The organism is Streptomyces sp. NPDC046909, assembly GCF_040644695.1.
Classification (GTDB): Bacteria; Actinomycetota; Actinomycetes; order Streptomycetales; family Streptomycetaceae; genus Streptomyces.
Genome location: NZ_JBEYXC010000005.1, coordinates 389,854 through 409,103, shown reverse-complemented (window position 1 = coordinate 409,103; position 19,250 = coordinate 389,854). Strand labels below are relative to the sequence as shown.

Sequence of the window (19,250 nt, the reverse complement as noted above, 5' to 3'; positions counted from 1 at the left end):
GGCCTGTGAAGACACGCCGACGAGGACGGGAGCGCCACGGTGAGGGACGTACCGGGCAGCAGCGATCCATTGATCGACGAGATGTTCGCCACCACCCACCGGCTGCGGTCCTACGTCGACGGACGGCTGGCCGAGAAGGGCACCTCCGTGGCGCGGCTGCGCGCCCTGCGCCTCCTCGCCCACACCGCCGAGCCGATGCGGATGCGCGACCTCAGCGACATGCTCGGCATCGCCGCCCGCACCGCGACCAGCCTGGTGGACGCCCTGGAACGGGACGGCCTGGTGGCGCGCCTGCCGCACCCCACCGACCGCCGCGCCCATCTGCTCGCCCTCACCGACGCGGGCCGCACCCGCCACCAGGAGGCGGAGGACCTGGACCGAGAGGCCCTCAGCACGGCCACCGGCACCCTCACCGCCGAGGACCGTGCCACCCTGCGCACCCTGCTGGCCCGGATCCGCGACACGGTCGACGCCGCCCCCAAACACCCCCAGCCCGCCGGTACGACCCCGGGCGCACGGCACCGAGGGCGATCCCGGCCGGACTGAAGATGAACGGCTCGGTATGACCGGGTGGTTCAGGGGCGTACGTCGACGTAGTCACCGGCTGCCTTGGCGGGGCCGGTCGTGGACGAGCCGGTGAAGTTCCAGCGCCAGTAGCCGTCCTTGACCGCCTTGACGGTGGCGCGCAGGGTGCCCGTGCTGCTGGTGTTCACCGTGGCCACCGTGGTGTAGGTGCTGCTGCCCTTGGGGCGGAACTGCAGCTTCACCGCCCGGCCCGCGTATCCCGCGTACCGGTAGGTGTCCCAGTTGGCCCGAACCAGCTTGCCGGTGACGGTGATCTGCGCGCCCTTCGCCACCGGCTCCGGTGCCGCGTTGACGGTCAGCCGCGCGGCACGCTTGAGGGCGAACGACCCTGCGCCGGGGGCGAAGACGGAATCGCCGTCGACCGCGTCGGCCAAGGCGTCCACCGACCAGGTGCCCGCGTTGGCGTTGGCCAGGTCCACCGGATCGTCACTGCCCGGTGCCAGATGGGCGTTGACGGTGAACGCCGTCGTGCAGGAGGTCGGGGTCTCGCAGAACGCGTCGGTGGTGTAGAAGCCTCCGTGAGGTCCCTTCAGGTCCACATCGACGTAGGACAGCCCGGAGTCATCCGAGCCGGTGACCGTGACCGGGAACACCACGTCGCGCGTGATCCCCACGATGACGTCGTGTCCGGAGTTGACCACCGCGCCACTGACCACCGGCTCGTCGGTCGAGGCGGCGGACGTGGCGTCGGCCGAAGCCCCCACTCCCACCAGGACGACGGCGACGGCTCCCACCACGGCACCGCGCCTCGCTGCGCTCCGGACGGGCCGGTGCCACGAGGTGCTCCCGGTACGGGCCGGCGAGGAGTCCTCGTCGCCGCCGGTCTGTCTGTCGCCCATCAGCACGACGTTTCGGCTCATCAATCCTCCACGGGAAACACGCCATGCCCCCAACCACTGCTCGAACGACGGCAGTTGACGGACAAGCACGGAAAGTCGGATCTGTGTCACCTCCTACGACCACCCAACCGGCCCGATCGTTGCCCTGGATCTCAACCACAGTCCGCCTGCCGTTCACACCGGTCCGCCGTACGCCTCCACACCCCGGCGCCGGACGGACAGGCCCGGCGCGCACGGGCCCGCTCGAAGTCGGGTCCCGCCTCCAGCAGCAGTACCGAGCGATCCGGGTCCTGGGCCGCCGACGGGAGGCGTGTCCGTCGCCGACGTGCCCGCCCTGCGTTTGACGTAGGCGCCGGATGGGGCTGGACTGGATTAATGGGGCGCTGCGGCCGGACTCCATGGCGAGGAGGGCAGCGATGACTACTACGGAAACCTTCAAGCTTCTCGAGCCGTACAAGATCGCCGAAGAGACGTTTGTCATCCCGTGGGCCTTGGAGGCTCCGCCGGTCGGCCACTTCCCGATGAATTCGATGGTGATCCGGGGAGCCGAACCGGTGCTGGTGGACACCGGGGCGCCGGCGGTGCGGTCCCAGTGGCTGGAGGCCGCGTGGTCGGTGGTGGATCCGTTGGACGTTCGGTGGATCTTCCTCACCCATGACGATCGTGATCACGCCGGCAATCTCCTGGCGGCCCTCGCCGAATGCCCGAACGCGACCCTGCTGACGACCTGGTTCTCGATCGGACGCATGGCCGAGGAGTGGGAGACACCGATCAACCGGTGCCGTTTCATGGTCGACGGCGACACGGTGGATATCGGTGACCGCACTCTGGTGGCCAAACGGCCACCGCTGTACGACAACCCGACGACCCGCGCCCTCTTCGACACGAAGACCGATGTCCTGTGGTCGGTGGACACCTTCGCGACGAATGTGCCCACTCCCCTGCCCGACATCGCCGACCTGTCGGCGGATGAATTCCGGGATGGGCAGTTCTTCGGCGGGCGGCTGGTCTCGCCGTGGGTGGCCTTGCTGGACGGCCAGAAGTTCCGGACCGTGGTGGATGAGTTCCAGCGGCTGGACGCCAAGGTAGTCGCCGGCTGCCACTCGCCGGTGCTCCGCGGACCCCGTATCGCGGAGGCGTTCGATCTTCTGCGCCGGCTGCCGGAGATTCCGCCCTGGACGGAGTTCACCCAAGCCGACCTCGACCAGTGGATGGCATTGGCCGAGACGTCGGTGCCGCCCGAGCAGCCACGGCCCTCCGCCACCTGACGAACCTTCCGGGACATGCCGGGGCAGGGGAGCGCCGTCACACATGGCGCTCCCCTGCCTCAGTGGTGTCGACGACGGTCAGTCGGCCGGTGTCAGTGCGACCTCGGCGCTGCCCGAGAGAGCCGGAAGGCCCGCGGGGGGCGTGTCCGTGTAGGAGGCGTTGAAGACCGCCTTCAGGTTGTCCGAACCGGAGTGACCGCCGTCGACGAAGGTCACGAACGATCCGGAGCAGCCGTTGCTCGTGGACAGCGGGTGGCCGTGGGTGTCATGGCCGAGGATGAACGAGACGCTGACCTTCGAGCAGTCCACCGGCTGGTCGTCGGTGACGGTGACCTGCCAGGTGACGGTGTCGCCCCAGTGGAACGGGGTGCCGCCGTGCGGGGCCGGGTCGGTGGTCAGCGACACGACCGGCGCCTTGTTGCCGACCACGACGGGAACGGAGGCGGAGGCCGAACGCCCGGTGCTGTCGGTGACCTTCAGCGTGGCGTCGAAGACGCCGTTCTCGGTGAAGGTGTGCTGGGGGTTCGCTTCCCTGGAGTCCACGGTGCCGTCGGCGTCGAAGTCCCAGGCGTAGCGCAGGGCATCGCCGTCGGCGTCCTTGGTGCCGGCGCTGGAGAACTGGACCGTCAGCGGACGGGTGCCGTTGACGACGTCCGCGGCGGCCTTGGGCTCCGGGGTGCGGTTGCCCCGGACGAAGTCGATGCGGGAGAGCTGGGCCTCGGGCAGCTCGGCGAAGTAGCCGGTGCCGTACTCCAGGACGTACAGCGCGCCGTCGGGGCCGAACTCGGCGTCGATCGGGCCGTCGGTGACGATCCCGGGGATCGCGTCCTCGATCTTCTGGACCTCGTTGTTCTTGCCGAGGGTGAGTGCCTTCATCTGGTCGCGGGTCCACTCGTAGAAGAGCGGCTTGCCGTCGAAGTACTCGGGCCAGCGGTTGGCGGACTTGTTGTGCTTGTCGTAGCGGTACGCCGGTCCGCCCATGGGGCCGATGCCGCCGGTGCCGAGCTCGGGGAACTGCGTGGAGGCGCCGTAGCCGTAGACGATCTCCGCGTTCTCGACCGGGGGCAGCTCGCTGAGGCCGGTGTTGTGGCGCGAGTCGTTGACCGGCTTGGCGCAGTTGAAGGCGCCGCTGGAGGTCTGGGTGGCGAAGTCGTAGTCCTGGTAGGGCTGGTCCGTGGTCACGCAGTACGGCCAGCCGTAGTTGGCGGGGCGGTCGATGACCATCCAGCGGCCCTGGCCGGCGGGGCCGCGGCCCGGGTTGGCGGTACGGGCGTCGGGTGAGTAGTCGGCGACGTAGACCTCACCGGTCTTGTCGTCCACGCCGAAGCGGAAGGGGTTGCGCAGGCCCATGGCGTAGATCTCGGGCCTGGTCTTCGCGGTGCCCGGGGCGAAGAGGTTGCCGTCGGGTATCGCGTAGCCGCCGCCCCGCTTGACCTTGATGCGCAGGACCTTGCCGCGCAGATCGTTGGTGTTGCCCGCGGTGCGCCGCGCGTCGTAGACCGGGTTGCGGTCGGCGCGGTCGTCGAGCGGGGCGTAGCCGTCGGAGGAGAACGGGTTGGAGTCGTCGCCGGTCGACAGGAACAGGTTGCCCTTGTGGTCGAAGTCGATCTTGCCGCCGACGTGGCAGCAGATGCCGCGGTCGGCGGGTACGTCGATGATCTTCTGCTCGGTGTTGTAGTCGAGCTTGTTGCCGACGAGCTTGAACCGCGAAAGCCGGGTGAAACCCTTGTACTTGGCGAAGTCCGCGGCCGTGCCGAACTGCGGGGCATCACCCTCGTTGACGCCCGGCGTGGCCGGGTCGTCCATGGGCGTGTCCAGGCGCGGCGAGTAATAGAGGTAGACCCAGTGGTTCTTGGCGAAGGCGGGGTCGATGGCGATGCCCTGCACGCCTTCCTCGTCGTGCTGGTAGAGCCCGGCGGGGCTCTTCTTCATGTCCGCCGCAAGGAAGTTGACGCCGCTCTTGGGGTCGTGGATGCGGACCTCGCCGGTGCGTGCCGTGTGCAGCACGCGCCGGTCGGGCAGGACGGCCAGCGCCATGGGCTCGCCCGGGCGATCGTTGAGGGTGACCTTCTGGAAGTCCGACGAAGTCGGCGGGGTGGGGTCCGACGGGTGGGCCTGGGCTGCGGGGAGGGGCAGCAGCCCGATGGCTCCGGCCAACGCGGCCGCCCCGAAGAGGGTGACGATCCGTCTGTTACGCACTCAGAACTCCTTTGATCTGACCAGCGGGTGACAGGACGTCAGTTGCAGGCGCGCAGGGCCGCCAGGTTGTCGTAGCCGATCTTGGCGAAGTCCAGGGACTGGCCGGGCACGGTCGTGCTCGGTGCGTTGTCCTGCTCGACCATCGGGTTGTGGTAGTTCTTCGCACCCACCCGGGTGAAGAACCTGCGGTAGTCGATGTCGCCCGTGCCGAACGGCACCATGTCGTAGCCCAGGCCGCTCTGGAGGTTGACGACGCCGTCCTTGGCGTGGAAGAGCGGGTAGCGGTTGGTGTTGCGCACCACGAGCGCGGCCGGGTCGAAGACGTTCTCCTGCTGCGAGCCGTCGTGGGCGGTGTACGTGTGGAACTTGTACTGGGCCACGTGCGCCCAGAAGACATCCAGCTCCAGGTACACGTTCTTGCGGTCCGTCACCTTCAGGAAGTACTCCAGCTTCCGGATGCCGGAGCTGCGGGTCGGCTTGCCCTGGGCGTCGAGCGGGCCGCCATCGAGGAGGAAGTCGTAGGCCGCGTCGTGGTTGTGGGTGTAGAGCTTGATGCCCTCGCCGCGGGCGATGGCGCCCAGCGTGTTCCACTTCTCCGCGGCCACGTCCCAGTCGGCCCGGTAGCGGGTGTTGGTGGGGTCGGCGCCGGTGCCCATGTGCTCCATGCCGAGGATGTTGGCGATCTCCAGGAAACGCTTGAAGGTGTCCAGGTCGGAGGAGGTCAGCGGCCAGGACGGCGGGATGTAGCCGTGGCTGCCCTGCGCCCGCAGGCCGTACTCGTCGAGCCAGGAGCGCATCAGCTTCGCGCCCGCGACCGTGCCCAGGTCGGCGCCGCCGGGCGCGTTGGCGTGCTGGCCGTAGCCGGCGAACTCCACCTGGCGGTAGCCGAAGCGGGACAACTGCCGGAACACCTCGCGGAAACCGGAGGGCAGGTCGGAGGCGAGCGGGTCGCGGCCGACGGCGTCGCGGACGGTGTAGAGGATGATGCCGCGCTTGTCCGGCGGGACCAGCGCGGAACGGCCCCGGTCACCGGCGGCCGCCTCGGCTCTGTCCTGCGCCAGGGCGGGTGCGGCGCCGAAGACCGGTGCGGCGATCGCCGCGGCGGACACGGCCGTGCAGGTGCTGAGGAAACGGCGGCGGCTGACGCCGAGCGTGCGGCGCAGGGCGTCGCCGGTGACGGCTTCGTCGTTGAACGCGGTCACAGTGGTTCTCTCTTTCGTTGTCGCGAGCGTGCTGCGGGTGCCTGACGGACGCGGCCTTCGCGGAGGCCGGTGAGCCGCAGGCGCAGGGACTTCACTTCGGTGGCCGCGGTGCGGCCGGACACTGCGCGCGGGGGGTGGAGTTCAGGACGAGCGGACCTTCGTCGACGCTCGTGGGGAGACGGCCGTGGCCGCCGCTCAAAAGGGAGGGACCAAGAAAGTCAGAGGTGAGGGATCAAGGGGTACGACGGGGAGCGGGGGCGTCCCGCAGGCGGTCGGCGAACGACAGCAGCGCGGTGAACTGCTCCGCGAGGCCCGACGGTCCCGCGTCGGGGTCCTTGAAGTAGAAGCCCAGTTGCGGGAGCGGGCCGGACAGGCCCGCCTCGTGGGCGCGGGCGACCAGCCGGGCCAGGTCCAGGACCAGCGGTGCGGCCAGGGCCGAGTCGCAGCCCTGCCAGGTGGTCTGGAGGATCATGCGCGAGCCGAGGAAGCCCTCGAAGGCGATGTGGTCCCAGGCGGTCTTCCAGTCGCCGAGCACCGGTACGTCGTCGATGTGCACCTGGCCCTGCGGTGTGTGCCCGAGGGTGTCGGCCAGGACGCGTTCCTTGCCGGCGTTCTTCGCCGCGGCCGCGCCGGGGTCGGCGAGCGCCGCCCCGTCGCCCCCGCCCAGCAGATTGGTGCCCGACCAGGCCCGTACCTCCAGGGCGCGTTGGACGAACATCGGGGCGAGCACGGCGCGCAGCAGTGTCTGGCCGGTCTTGCCGTCCCGGCCCGCGTGCGGAAGTCCGCGGGCCGCGGCGGCGTCGGTGAGGGCCGGGGTGCGCAGTCCGGTGGACGGTGTGAAGTTGACGTAGGGGCAGCCGGCTCGCACGGCGGCGGCCGCGTAGAGGGAACTGGGCGGCAGTCGTACGGCGTCGGGCGCGGGCAGTGCCTCCGTGGAGGAGACGTTGACGACGACCACCCGTGCCAGTGCGTTGCGGGTGCGGAACGAGATGAGGTCGGCGGCGAAGTCGGCGATGAGTTCCTCGTCGTCGCGCGCGTCGTCGGGGAGGGGGCCGCCGAGGCGTATCTCCTCGTCCGCGGCCTGGAGTTCGGCGCGGACGGCGGGGGCGAGCCCGTGCGGCAGGACGCCCGCGTCGGTGAGGTGTTCGGCCCGCTTGGGCAGCGGGGCGTGGGCGGTGTCGTGGCCGCCGAAGACGAGCGAGGACAGGGGCGGCAGGCCGGTGCCGTCGAACGGCGGGGTTTCGGTGACCATGCCGGTCGGCGGATGCAGTCCGGCGGCGACGGCCGCGCATCCGGCGACGGCGGTGGTGGCCACCGATCCGCGGGCTCCGACGAACCAGACACCGGTGCGTGCGGTCCGCTCGCCGATCCGGGGCTGCGCTGCGTTCCCGTCGTTGTTCACGGGCTGCCTCCCTGCCATGTAGGGGTGCCGATGCGGTTGGAGGACGGTGGGCGGGGCTCGGGTGCCTCCCGCCCACCGCCGGCCTTGGGGCGTCGTCTTCGGCCGTGGCCCGGGAGGGCTGCTCCCGAGGGGGGCGGCTACGGCGTGTGCGAGTGGGCGGCGTTGGGGGGCCGCCGATGAGAAATGCGGGATACCTGGGGCTGTTGGCCCTGCGGTACGCGGGGACGTCCTGGTTAAGTCGGTCTCTTGGGGCGCAGTGCGGTACGCCCTTGTTGCGCCGTCAGTCTCGAACCACTGTGTGGTTCCTGTGCACGAAAGGGACCGTAGCCCCGTTCGTCTGTGGCGGGAACCCCTTGTGCACGAAGAAGACGAACTTCTTCCAGGATCAGGACAAAGGAAGCGGGGCGAAGGCAACCCCCGCTCGCAGCCTGCTAGTTGTCGCCGCCTGCGAAAGCGGTACCGAAGGATGCCGAGGGCGGGTCGAACAGGACGGGTCCATCAGGGCCTTGCCGTGGCATCTCGGAGACCCTCCTCAGACGTCGACGGGCGTATAGACGGAGTTCTTCTCGGCGCTCTCCTCCACCGCGGCGAGCACCCGCTGCACTTGCAGCCCGTCGGCGAACGACGGCATCGGGTCGATGCCGGACGCGATGGCCTCGATGAGGTCGCGCGCCTGGTGGGCGAAGGTGTGCTCGTAGCCGAGGCCGTGGCCCGGCGGCCACCAGCCCTCCAGGTAGGGGTGCTCGGGCTCCGTGACGTCGATCCTGCGGAACCCGGCCGTCGCGGCGGGCTCCCGGTGGTCGTGGAAGGAGAGTTCGTTGAGGCGTTCGAGGTCGAAGGCGAGCGAGCCGAACTCGCCGTTCACCTCCAGCCGCAGACCGTTCTTGCGCCCCGATGCCATCCGGGTCGCCTCGAACACGGCGAGCGCCCCCGAGGAGAACCGGCCGGTGAAGACCGCCGCGTCGTCGACGGTCACCGGTCCGCGCCGGTCGCCTCCGGAGGCCGTCAGGCCCGAGGAGGCACCGTCGAGCCGGGGGCGCTCCTTGACGAACGTCTCCATCTGGGCGGAGACACCGACCAGCACCTCCCCCGTCAGGAACTGGGCGAGGTCCACGATGTGCGCGCCGAGGTCGCCGAGCGCCCCCGACCCCGCGTGCTCGCGCTGAAGCCGCCAGGTCAGCGGGAAGTCCCGGTCGACCAGCCAGTCCTGGAGGTAGCTGACCCGCACATGGCGCAGCGCGCCGAGCCTGCCCTCGCCGATGAGCCGACGGGCGAAGGTCAGGGCGGGCACCCGGCGGTAGTTGAAGCCCACCATGGTCAACTGCCCGCGCGAGCGCGCCGCTTCGGCGGCCGCGACCATGGCCTCCGCCTCGGCGACCGAGTTGGCCAGCGGCTTCTCGCACAGCACGTGCTTGCCCGCGGCCAGCGCCGCGATCGCGATCTCCGCATGGCTGTCGCCCGGGGTGCAGATGTCGACGAGCTGCACGTCGTCGCGGGCGATGAGGGCGCGCCAGTCGGTCTCCGCCGCGGCCCAGCCGTGCCGGTCGGCCGCCGCCCGTACGGCGTGCGCGTCGCGGCCGGCGATCGCGGCCAGGACCGGCCGCAGCGGCAGGTCGAACACGTGCCCGACGGTGCGCCACCCTTGGGAGTGCGCGGCGCCCATGAACGCGTAACCGACCATGCCCACGCCGAGGGTCGGCGGTGCGGTGCGGCTGTCCCTCTGGTCCATACGGAATCCTCCTCGTCGGAGCGTCTTGGAGAGTCGGAGTGTCTTGGAGAGTCACTGACTCTTCGCTGTCTCGCGGGGCCCGTGGCCCGGCCCGGTCAGATGAAGCCGGTGGGCAGGTACTGGTCGACGTTGTCCTTGGTGACCACGGCCGAGTAGAGCGTCAGCGAGGACGGGATCTCGAACTCGGCGAGACCGCCGACACCCTTGCCCTGGCCTAGCGCCCGGGCGAGGTCGATGGCGGAGGCGGCCATCGTCGGCGGGTACAGGACGGTCGCCTTGAGCACGCTGTCGCCGGCCTTGATGGCATCCATCGCGGACTTGGCGCCCGCGCCGCCGACCATCAGGAAGTCGTCGCGCCCGGCCTGGTCGATGGCGCGCAGCGCGCCGACGCCCTGGTCGTCGTCGTGGTTCCACAGCGCGTCGAACTGCGACTGGGCCTGAAGGAGTTGGGCCATCTTGGCCTGTCCGGACTCGACCGTGAAGTCGGCCGCCTGGCGGGCCACCTTCTTGATGTTCGGGTAGTTCTTCAGGGCGTCGTCGAAGCCCTTGGTGCGCTGCTGGGTCAGTTCCAGGTTGTCGAGTCCGGCGAGTTCGACGACCTTGGCGTTCTTCTTGTCCTTGAGCTGTTCGCCGATGTAGTGCCCGGCGTTGAGGCCCATGCCGTAGTTGTCGCCGCCGATCCAGCAGCGGTAGGCCTGCGGGGAGGCGAAGACCCGGTCCAGGTTGACGACGGGGATGCCCGCCCGCATGGCCTGGAGGCCGACCTGGGTGAGCGCCTTGCCGTCGGCGGGCAGGATCACCAGGACGTCGACCTTCTTGTTGATCAGCGTCTGGATCTGGCCGATCTGCGCGGCCGTGTCGTTGGAGCCCTCGGTGATCTCCAGTGTGACGTCCGAGTACTTCTTCGCCCGGTTCTTGGCGTTGTCGTTGATGGCGTTGAGCCAGCCGTGGTCGGCCTGCGGTCCGGCGAAGCCGATGGTGACCTGCTTGCCGGGCTTGTCGTCGGCGACCGGGGCGGCGTTGTCCGCGGTCTGGCCCTGGTCCTTGGGTTCGTTGCTGGTGCAGGCCGTCAGCAGGGCGCCGGCGGATACGGCGGCGGTGCCGAACAGCAGAGCTCTGCGGCTGGTGTTGGGGGTTCTGGGCATGGCGGATCGACCCTTCGACTGGGCAGTGTGCGTCAGATGGAGGAAGCGGGGGCGGGTGCCGGACGGCGGTGTCAGGGGCCGCCGTCCGGCGGTGCGCTGCACGGCGTCAGGCGTCGCCGCCGTGCAGCGAGCGGCGCTGGACCAGCACGGCGGCGACGATGATGGCGCCCTTCGCGATCTGCTGGACAGCGGTCTCCAGGTTGTTCAGGGCGAAGATGTTGGTGATCGTGGTGAAGACCAGCACCCCGAGGACGGAGCCGACGATGGTGCCGCGCCCGCCGCTGAGCAGCGTGCCGCCGATGATCGCCGCGGCGATCGCGTCCAGCTCGTAGAGGTTGCCGTTGGTGTTCTGGCCCGAGCCGGCGAGCACGATCAGCATGAACGCGGCGATGCCGCAGCACAGTCCGGACAGCAGGTACAGATACAGGCGCTGGCGGCGGACGTCGATGCCGGCCAGGCGGGCCGCTTCCGCGTTGCCGCCGACCGCGACGGTGCGGCGGCCGAAGGTGGTGCGGTTGAGCAGCAGCCAGCCGATGACGGTGACCGCGGCGAAGATCAGCACCAGGGGCGGGATGCCGAGGACGTAGGCATCGCGGCCGCCGAGATCGAGCACCGACTGGACGGTCACGACCTGGGTGCTGCCGTCCGTGATCTGCAACGCCAGCCCCCGGGCGGAGGCGAGCATGGCGAGCGTCGCGATGAACGGGACCATCCTGCCGTAGGCGATCAGCAGGCCGTTCACGAGACCGCAGCCCACGCCGACAATCACGGCGGTGAAGAGGATGCCCGCGAAGCCGAAGTCCTGGGTGGCCAGGGTCGTCGCCCACACCGAGGCGAGCGCGACCATCGCGCCGACCGACAGGTCGATGCCGCCGCTGGTGATGACGAACGTCATGCCGACGGTGACGACGCCGATCACGGACGCCTGGGTGAGCACGAGTTGGAGATTGCTGGTCGCCAGGAACTCGTCCGGCGCGGTGATCCCGCCGACGGCGACGAGGACCGCGAGAACGCCGAGGAGGGACAGTGTGCGTACATCCCACCGCAGCCACGGTCGGCGCGAACTCCCCTGCTCCCCCGCGGACTTGGCGGCGGACGTCGGCGCTTCCTGCTGCGCCGCGGTGACCGGCTGCGTCATGGCGTCGGGCTCCCTTCCATCACAAGATCGAGTACACGGTGCTCGTCGAGCTCCCGGGCGTCCGCCGTATGCACGACGCTGCCTTCCCGCAGCACCAGCACCCGGTCGGCAAGGCCCAGGACCTCGGGCACCTCGCTGGACACGAGCAGTACGGCCAGGCCCTCGTCGGCCAGCCGGCGGATCACCGCGTAGAGCTCCGCCCGGGCTCCGATGTCGACGCCCCTGGTCGGCTCGTCCAGCAGCAGCACCTTGCAGCCCCGCAACAGCCAGCGGGCGAGGACCGCCTTCTGCTGGTTGCCGCCGGACAGCGTCCTGATCGCGGTGTCGGGGTTGTCCGGCCGAAGCGACAGTTCCCGGACCGCCTGGTGGGTCGCCGTCCGCTCGGTACGCCGGTCGATCCAGCCCGCACGCGCGAACCGGGACAGGGTGGAGACGGAGACGTTGCTGCTGACGGACTCCAGCATGAGCAGCGCCTGCGCCTTGCGTTCCTCGGGCGCCAGGCCGATGCCGGCGCGGACGGCGGCACGGACACTGCCGGGGCGCAGCGGCGTGCCGTCGACGAGGACACGGCCGCCGTCGGGCTTGCGCGCCCCGTAGATCGTCTCCAGGATCTCGCTTCGCCCGGACCCGACGAGCCCGGCCAGACCCACGATCTCACCGGGCCGCAGCTCCAGATCGACGGGCGCGAACTCCCCTCGCCGGGTCAGCCCTTGGACCGCCAGCACCGGTGCCCTTTCCGCGGCGAACCCGGCGGTGGGGCGCTCGGGGAAGACGTACTCCACGTTCCGCCCGGTCATGAGGGCGACGACCTCCTGGGTCGGCGTCGACTCTGCGGGCAGACCGCCCGCGACCGACCGGCCCTCCTTCAGGACCGTGACCCGGTCGCCGATGCGGCGGATCTCCTCCAGGCGGTGGGAGATGTAGATGACGGCGACGCCGTCGGCGGTCAGATCGGCGACGATCCTGAAGAGGTTGTCCACTTCCTCGGGGTCGAGTGCCGCCGATGGCTCGTCCATCACGATGAGCCGGACCTCGTGGGACAGTGCGCGGGCCATGGAGACGATCTGCTGCTGCGCCGCGGACAACTCGCCGACGAGCCGCGCGGGTTCGATCTCCGGGTGCCCCAGCCGTTCCAGGAGCCGCGCGGTCGCGGCGCGGGCGGCGGAGCCGCGTACGACGAATCCGGCGGAGGTGGGTTCGTGGCCGAGGAAGACGTTCTCCGCGACGGACAGGCCCTCGATCAGATCGAGTTCCTGGTAGATGGTGGCGATGCCGAGCCGCATCGCGGCGATCGGCGAGCCCAGGGTCACCGGCTCGCCCTGCCAGGTGATCTCGCCCTCGTCCGGCTGATGGGCTCCGGCGAGCACTTTGATCAAGGTGGACTTGCCGGCGCCGTTCTGGCCGAGGAGGCAGTGGACTTCACCGGCCTGGACCTCCAGATCCACACCGTCCAGGGCGCGGACGCCCGGGAACGACTTGGTGATGCCGGACATGGTGAGCAGGGGTGGTTGTGGTGCCATGAGGAATCCCCTCGGCGGATGCGGGCCGTGAGCGGGCAGGACGGAGCGTGGCAGGAGGGAGCAGGGCCGGGCACATCAGGGCAGGGCAGAGCAGAGCAGAGCAGGCGGAACAGGCAGAGCAGGGCTGATGGCCCGGTGGCCGGGTCTGGTGGGGTCGGTCGCCGAAGGCGTGGCCGTCGGGTGGCGATGACACGTGCTCGAAGAAGCGCCGTGGAGTTACGGCGGTGTGCCGTGCTGTTCTACGCCGTCGGGGTCGCCGACGGCGTCGAGCAGCGGTCAGGCGGGCGAGAAGACGTGGTCGCTGATGAGCCGGGCGGCGCCGATGGCTCCGGCCGCCGGCCCCAACTCGCCCAGAACGATCGGCAGGTTGCCCGTGGCCAGCGGCAACGACTGCCGGTACACCTGTGTCCGGACGCTGGCCAGCAGCGTGTGTCCGAGTCCGGTCACACCTCCGCCGATCACCACCAGTCCCGGATTGAAGAAGCTGACGAGCCCGGCGATGACCTGGCCCAGGCGTTTTCCGCCCTCCCTGATCATTTCCAGAGCTACGGTGTCCCCCGCCGCAGCGGCCGCCGACACGTCTTCTGCGGACAGTCGCCCGGCCGTCTCCAGCCGGGCCGCGAGTTCCGCCGACCGGCCCTCGCGCGCGGCCTGTTCCGCGTCAGCGGCCAGTGCGGCGCCGCTGAAGTGGGCTTCCAGGCACCCCCGGTTGCCGCAGGCGCAGGGGCGGCCGTCGGGCACGGCCTGGATGTGCCCGATGTCGCCCGCGCTGCCCGTCGCCCCGCGGTGCACCTCACCGCCGACGACGATGCCACACCCGATACCGGTGCCGATCTTCACGCACAGGAAGTCACCCACGGAGCGCGCCACGCCCGCGTGCTGCTCCCCCATCGCCATCAGGTTCACGTCGTTGTCGACCATCACCGGACAGCCCAGTTCCTGGCTGAGCGCCTCCCGCACCGGGAAACCGTCCCAGCCCGGCATGATCGGCGGCGCCACCGGAACCCCCTCGGGGAAACGGACCGGCCCCGGGACACCGATACCGGCGCCGTCGAAACCCTCCGCCAGCCCCGTCGCCTTCAACTTGGCGGCCATGGACAGGACTTGCTCGAAGACCGCGACCGGGCCCTCACGGACGTCCATCGGCTGGTTGAGATGCCCGAGGACCTCCAACTCCGCGTTCGTCACGGCGACATCGATCGACGTGGCGCCGATGTCCACCCCGAGGAAACGCAGCGTCGGCGCGAGTCGGATGTTGTGCGACCGCCGACCGCCCCGTGAGGGGGCCAGCCCGTCCGCGACGACCAGGCCCGTCTCCAGCAGCCGGTCGACCTCGACAGCGAGCTTGGAACGGGACAGGTCCACCAGATCGCCCAGCTGGGCACGGGAGTTGGACCCGTTGTCCCGCAGCAGGCGCAACAGCCGTGCCTGATGCGCGTTCTCAGGTCGAGCAGTCATCCGTCGCATGTTCCCTCCTCTCCCTGAGTCCGCGGCCGGGGCGCCGGCGCCTGGCTTGTCGGAGAGGAACGTAACAACGATTTTCCGGACTGGGAAGTACTTGTGCAGGAGCTGGGCACTTCTTTTTCCACACAGAGGACAAAGTGCGTGGGCTGACGCGGACGGAATGCGGCGTCGCCGGGATCGCCCCGCCGGAAGCGGCACAGCGGGTCGTCCGTGTCGCACCGGCCCTGCTCGACGACCGGGGGCGCACGCCGTCAGCGCCCCGATCAGCGCCGTCTCGGTTCGTCGCTGTCGGGTGCGTCGGCTTAGGCCTCGGATGCGGGCAGGGGTTCGGTGTTGCGGCTGGTGAGGCCGTCGAGGGAGATGCGCAGGAGGCGGCGCCACTGGCCCGGATGGCTGTCGCCGGTCGTCAGGACGGCCTGGCTCAGGGAGCCGCTGAGCAGGACCAGGTCTTCCGTGGTCACGCCGGGGCGCAGGAGGCCGGCGTCCATGCAGCGGGTGCGCAGTTCGTCGATGAAGGTGTAGCAGCGCTGGGCGCAGGAGGCGGTGGGGCCGCCGTTGGTGGTGTAGCTCTCGACGACGGCGCGGTTGCGGGCCTGGGTGGTGAGCATCTGCTCGAAGAACCCGGTCAGCGCCTGCCACGGGTCTTCGGTGGCGGTGGCCTGCTGATGGGCCTCGGTGAGCCAGGAGCCGAACTGCTCTTCCAGGACGGTCAGAAGCAGCTCGTCCTTGGTCGGGAAGTGGCGGTAGAGCGTGCCCATGCCCACGCCGCTGCGGCGGGCGATCTCCCGGACGTCGACAGTGCCGCCGTACTCGGCGAAGACGGCGCCCGCCGCCTCCATGATCGCGGCACGGTTGCGTTCGGCGTCGGCGCGGCGGCCACGCCGGGCGGGCTGCTCGGGTGCGGGAGTGGACTGGTCGGCGAGGGTCACGCCCCTCAGGGTACAGCGATCCCCACCATTGCGGAGCACTCGCTCCGGTTGTGCTACGTTCAAGAGGAGCACTCGCTCCGGTTCTGTGGTGGGGAGGCCCTGGCCTTCGCCTGCCTGTTTCCGCCCGAACCGGTTCCCCCGCATATCCACAGCGGACCGCACGGTCCGCGGAACGAGGAGATCCCTTCCATGGCAACACTCGGCTTCATCGGCAGCGGCAACATCGGCACGGCCCTCTCCCGGCTCGCGGTCTCGGCGGGTATCGACGTCGTCCTGTCCAACTCCCGCGGCCCCGAGACCCTCGCCGAGACGGTGGCCGAGCTCGGCGAGCGGGCCCGCGCCGCGACGCCCGAGGAGGCGGCCCGGGCGGGCGACTGGGTGATCGTCAGCGTCCCGCTGGCCGCCTACCGCAAGCTTCCCGCCGCCGCGCTGGCGGGCAAGGTCATGCTCGACACGAGCAACTACTACCCGATGCGCGACGGGAACTTCGAGGTCCTCGACTCGGGCGAGACCACCACCAGCGAGCTCGTCCAGGAACACCTGGCCGACGCGAAGCTCGTCAAGGCCTTCAACAACATCAGCGACTTCCACATCCCCGCACTCGCCCGCCCCGTCGACGCCGCCGACCGCACCGCCCTGCCCATCGCCGGTGACGATCCGCAGGCCAAGGCCAGTGCCGCCGACCTGATCAGCCGCCTGGGCTTCGACACCGTCGACGCCGGCCCCCTGGCCGAAAGCTGGCGCTTCGAACCGGAGACCGACCCCTACACGGCGCCGTACTTCACCGACCCCGACGCCACGCGCGCCGGCTGGGCCAAGCTCGCCGAGGCCATCCGCTCCGGTGCCCCGATGGAGATGCCGCCCTCCGACGACCCGGGTGCCCCGCTGCCCGCGGCACAGCTGCGCACGCTCCTCGCCGAAACCTCCCGCAAGCTCACCGCCGACCGCGTGCTCGCCTGACCGCGTGCTTGCCTGACCGCGTGCTTGCCTGACCGCGTGCTTGCCTGACCGCCGCCGGGCTCCCGACGGCGCTCCCGGCACGAAGGACTCACACCGCTGCGAAGCCGACGCCCGTTCCCGTTCACGTCTCAGCAAGCCCAGCGAACAGGAACTCCTGACCGGCGTCGGCCCGGTGCGGTGTCCACGGGTCGAAAGGGCCCGTGCCTCCCGGAGGGGCGGTGACTCGGACGGCGTCGTCAACGCCCTTCGCGTCGGCTGCGGATGCTCAGGGCGATCGCGGAGACAAGGAACCAGAAGGCGCCGAAGGCCGAGTATCCGGCGATGGAGGACAGGCCGCTCGTCGCGGAGGCGGACATGGCGGCGAAGGAGACACCGGCGAGGACGGACAGTCCGCCGCTGATCATCATGGGCCACTGGGCACCGACCGTGCGTCGGCGCCGGATCGCCACGACGAGCTGGATCGCTCCGGAGAGGAGGGCCCAGACGCCGAACAAGAGCAGGGCCGTCCCGATGGTGGAGAAGACGGCGATGATCATCCCGGCGGTGGTGGCGAGGCCGAGAGCCATGTTGGCCGTACCGACGCGATCCCTGGGACCGGCGCCGGCCATGCGGCGCTCCAGGAGCGTGGCGACGACGTCCCACAGGGGGTAGATGACGAGCAGCACGGCCGCGATCGCCGTGGGCCTGTCCGCCGCCACGAGCGAGGCGGAGGTCGTGGCGAGGAGTGCCACCCAGATCAGGGAGAAGGCGACTCGGATCAGGTGGAGCGAGCGGAGCCCGGAGGCCGTTGTCGTGGTCGTGTTGTTGCTCGATGTCGCGATGGTCTGAGTCATGGGCTGTCCCGTTTTGTGATGGTGATCGTGTGAGACGGTCGCCTCGATGAGGAGTCTGAGCGGCTTCTGGAAGGGCCGCGTACTTCGAGCGAAGTACACGGCCGCAGCAGCCGTGCACGAGAATCAGTCCATGGGCAAGGCGCAGAACCATCACGACGGTCCCGTGGCACCTCTGTGGGTCCGCCGCCCCGAGGCGCTGCACCTCGCCGCGTACTCGGTGGCCGCTCTGGTGTTCACCGGCCAGGTCGTGGCAGTGCTCCTGCGAGGAGCGGACTGGCCCACGGCCCTCTCCGTCCTCCTCGCCGGCGGCGGTGTCGCCCTCTCCTGGTGGAGGCCGTGGGCGGGACTGGTCGTGGCGAGCGCCGCGTCCTTCGCCGTCACGGCGGTGGGCCACGACCCGCTGTCGGTGTGGATGATGGCGGTGCTCGTGCTGTTCTCGGTCACCCTCAGGGGAAAGCAGCCGCTGACCGCGACCGGCATCGTGGCGGCGTTCTTCCTGGGGGCCTTCATGACGGTGGGAGGATTCCGTGGCGGCGCGGTCGTAGGAGCCGCCGCCATCTTCTCGGCCGTGGCAGGAGGGGCGACAGGGGCCGCGCTGCGCATCCATCGAGAGCACTGGCGGACCCTGGAGGAGCGGGCCGAAAGCGCCATCGCCACCCGCGAGATCGAAGCCATCCGACGGGTGACCGAGGAACGGCTCCGCATCGCCCGGGACCTTCACGACGTCATCGGCCACCAGGTCGCGATGCTGAGCATGCATCTCGGTGCCGCGGAGATCGGGCTGCCCGAAGGCGCCGAGCCCGCCCGGCAGGCCCTCGTCTCGGCCAGGTCCAGCGCCCGCACCGTCGTCGTGGAAACGCAACGGATCCTCGAACTCCTCCGCCTCGCAGACGGCATCCGCGACGACGAGGCGCTCCGGCCGACCCCCGCCCTCAGCGGCCTGGAAGGCCTTGTCGCCTCTTTCCAGAGCATCGGCCTCGACGTCCGGCCCTCCCTCGACATCCCCACCGGTTTCGTGGAGCCCAGCGTCGGCGTGACGGTCTACCGCGTCGTGCAGGAAGCACTCACGAATGCCCACCGGCACGGAGAGGGGCCGACGACGGTCGAAGTACGCGAACGCGACGGCAGGATCTGCGTCACCGTCGAGAACCGCGTCGGTCGCTCACCTCACGGCACGCACGGCACCGGCTCGGGCAGCGGACTCGGACTGGTGGGAATGCGCGAACGCGTGGAGTCCTCCAGCGGGCGGCTGACGATCGACAGCGACAACGGGCGATTCCGGGTCCATGCGGAGTTCAGCCCCCTGGGAGCCGTCGTATGACGACGCGGATTCTGATCGTCGACGACCAGGACGAGATCAGGGCCGGGATCCGGACGATGCTCCGACTCGACCCGAGTCTCGTGGTCGTGGGTGACCTCTCCGACGGACTCCAGGTCGCCCCCTACCTCCGGGACCATCCCGTCGACCTGGTCCTGATGGACATCCGGATGCCCGGCATCGACGGCGTCGAAGCCACCCGCCGCATCCGCAAAGACCACCCGCCCGAAGAGCTGCGGGTGATCGTGCTGACCACCTTCGACCAGGACGACATCGTTCTCGCCGCGCTGCGGGCGGGCGCCAACGGCTTCCTGAGCAAGACCGTGAGCCCCGCCGAACTCGTCGCCGGTATCACCGAGGTCGTCGGCGGTGGCGGTGCGCTGTCCGCCGCCGCGACGGCCGCGCTCATCGGCCACATGACCGACAACCCGCCCCCGGTGATCGACCAGGAACTGCTACGGCGCTTCGACGCGTTGACGCCCAGGGAGCGGGCCGTGGTCGTTCTCGTCGCGAGCGGTCTCGGCAACGACGAGATCGCGGCCCAGATGTCCGTGTCGCCGTTCACCGTGAAGACGCATGCGGTGCGGGCCATGACGAAGGTCGGCGCACGGGACCGAGCGCAACTCGTCTCATTCACCTTCCGTGCCGGCCTCTACCCCTGAGCCTGCCGACCGAACGCCGACGCCGAAAGAGCTCTCCGTGGCGGGACCCGCAGAGCG

At 70.2% G+C, this 19,250-nt stretch carries 16 protein-coding genes and 1 pseudogene; 5 read left to right on the top strand and 12 right to left on the bottom strand.

Annotated elements, in window-relative coordinates:
- Positions 1 to 39 precede the first annotated feature (39 nt).
- Positions 40 to 546, top strand: a complete 507-nt coding sequence (locus ABZ928_RS18860) for a MarR family transcriptional regulator (protein ID WP_361519789.1) — start codon at positions 40 to 42, stop codon at positions 544 to 546.
- A gap of 29 nt (positions 547 to 575) precedes the next feature.
- Here the strand turns inward: ABZ928_RS18860 and ABZ928_RS18855 are convergent, their stop codons facing one another.
- Positions 576 to 1,445, bottom strand: a complete 870-nt coding sequence (locus ABZ928_RS18855; RefSeq protein WP_361519786.1) for a calcium-binding protein — start codon at positions 1,443 to 1,445, stop codon at positions 576 to 578.
- A 335-nt stretch (positions 1,446 to 1,780) separates the two neighbouring features.
- On the opposite strand from ABZ928_RS18855, the gene ABZ928_RS18850 reads away from it, so the two are divergent.
- On the top strand, positions 1,781 to 2,692 hold the full coding sequence (locus ABZ928_RS18850; RefSeq protein ID WP_361519783.1) for an MBL fold metallo-hydrolase: 912 nt from the start codon (positions 1,781 to 1,783) through the stop codon (positions 2,690 to 2,692).
- 78 nt (positions 2,693 to 2,770) lie between these two features.
- Here ABZ928_RS18850 and ABZ928_RS18845 read toward each other — a convergent pair whose 3' ends face one another.
- From ABZ928_RS18845 to ABZ928_RS18800, 10 genes and pseudogenes are all read right to left on the bottom strand, one after another.
- Positions 2,771 to 4,891: a PQQ-dependent sugar dehydrogenase gene (locus ABZ928_RS18845; RefSeq protein WP_361519780.1), complete on the bottom strand. Its 2,121-nt coding sequence runs from the start codon at positions 4,889 to 4,891 to the stop codon at positions 2,771 to 2,773.
- A 38-nt stretch (positions 4,892 to 4,929) separates the two neighbouring features.
- Positions 4,930 to 6,093: a sugar phosphate isomerase/epimerase family protein gene (locus tag ABZ928_RS18840; protein WP_361519778.1), complete on the bottom strand. Its 1,164-nt coding sequence runs from the start codon at positions 6,091 to 6,093 to the stop codon at positions 4,930 to 4,932.
- Positions 6,090 to 6,307: pseudogene (locus tag ABZ928_RS18835) on the bottom strand (hypothetical protein); the annotation flags it as partial. The pseudogene ABZ928_RS18835 and the gene ABZ928_RS18840, both read right to left, overlap by 4 nt.
- Before the next feature lie 18 nt (positions 6,308 to 6,325).
- Entirely contained in the window at positions 6,326 to 7,495 is a 1,170-nt protein-coding gene (locus ABZ928_RS18830; RefSeq protein ID WP_361519776.1) for an inositol-3-phosphate synthase, read from the bottom strand.
- 532 nt (positions 7,496 to 8,027) lie between these two features.
- Positions 8,028 to 9,224 (bottom strand): Gfo/Idh/MocA family oxidoreductase, encoded by a 1,197-nt coding sequence (locus ABZ928_RS18825; protein ID WP_361519773.1) that lies wholly within the window; start codon positions 9,222 to 9,224, stop codon positions 8,028 to 8,030.
- Between the two features lie 95 nt (positions 9,225 to 9,319).
- On the bottom strand, positions 9,320 to 10,369 hold the full coding sequence (locus tag ABZ928_RS18820; RefSeq protein ID WP_361519771.1) for a substrate-binding domain-containing protein: 1,050 nt from the start codon (positions 10,367 to 10,369) through the stop codon (positions 9,320 to 9,322).
- Between the two features lie 106 nt (positions 10,370 to 10,475).
- The gene (locus ABZ928_RS18815; protein WP_361519768.1) at positions 10,476 to 11,507 is read right to left on the bottom strand and encodes an ABC transporter permease; all 1,032 of its coding nucleotides are present in this window, start codon (positions 11,505 to 11,507) and stop codon (positions 10,476 to 10,478) included.
- Positions 11,504 to 13,027, bottom strand: coding sequence for a sugar ABC transporter ATP-binding protein (locus ABZ928_RS18810; RefSeq protein WP_361519766.1), 1,524 nt, complete (start codon positions 13,025 to 13,027; stop codon positions 11,504 to 11,506). Before ABZ928_RS18810 ends, ABZ928_RS18815 begins: the two co-directional genes overlap by 4 nt.
- 276 nt (positions 13,028 to 13,303) lie before the next feature.
- The gene (locus ABZ928_RS18805) at positions 13,304 to 14,485 is read right to left on the bottom strand and encodes an ROK family transcriptional regulator (RefSeq protein WP_361519763.1); all 1,182 of its coding nucleotides are present in this window, start codon (positions 14,483 to 14,485) and stop codon (positions 13,304 to 13,306) included.
- A gap of 308 nt (positions 14,486 to 14,793) precedes the next feature.
- Complete coding sequence (locus ABZ928_RS18800; protein ID WP_361519760.1) at positions 14,794 to 15,420, bottom strand: TetR/AcrR family transcriptional regulator; 627 nt, start codon at positions 15,418 to 15,420, stop codon at positions 14,794 to 14,796.
- A gap of 189 nt (positions 15,421 to 15,609) precedes the next feature.
- On the opposite strand from ABZ928_RS18800, the gene ABZ928_RS18795 reads away from it, so the two are divergent.
- The gene (locus tag ABZ928_RS18795; protein ID WP_361519758.1) at positions 15,610 to 16,380 is read left to right on the top strand and encodes an NADPH-dependent F420 reductase; all 771 of its coding nucleotides are present in this window, start codon (positions 15,610 to 15,612) and stop codon (positions 16,378 to 16,380) included.
- Positions 16,381 to 16,616: 236 nt separating this feature from the next.
- On the opposite strand, the gene ABZ928_RS18790 is transcribed toward ABZ928_RS18795, so the two are convergent.
- Positions 16,617 to 17,213 carry a DUF308 domain-containing protein gene (locus ABZ928_RS18790; RefSeq protein ID WP_361519755.1) on the bottom strand — a complete coding sequence of 199 codons (597 nt, stop codon included), beginning with the start codon at positions 17,211 to 17,213 and terminating at the stop codon, positions 16,617 to 16,619.
- A 46-nt stretch (positions 17,214 to 17,259) separates the two neighbouring features.
- Here ABZ928_RS18790 and ABZ928_RS18785 point away from each other — a divergent pair, with 46 nt between their 5' ends.
- Complete coding sequence (locus tag ABZ928_RS18785) at positions 17,260 to 18,534, top strand: histidine kinase (RefSeq protein ID WP_361519752.1); 1,275 nt, start codon at positions 17,260 to 17,262, stop codon at positions 18,532 to 18,534.
- A complete protein-coding gene (locus ABZ928_RS18780; RefSeq protein ID WP_361519749.1) occupies positions 18,531 to 19,193 on the top strand; it encodes a response regulator transcription factor in 663 nt (220 codons plus the stop codon). The genes ABZ928_RS18785 and ABZ928_RS18780 overlap by 4 nt, the downstream gene beginning before the upstream one ends.
- Positions 19,194 to 19,250 lie beyond the last annotated feature (57 nt).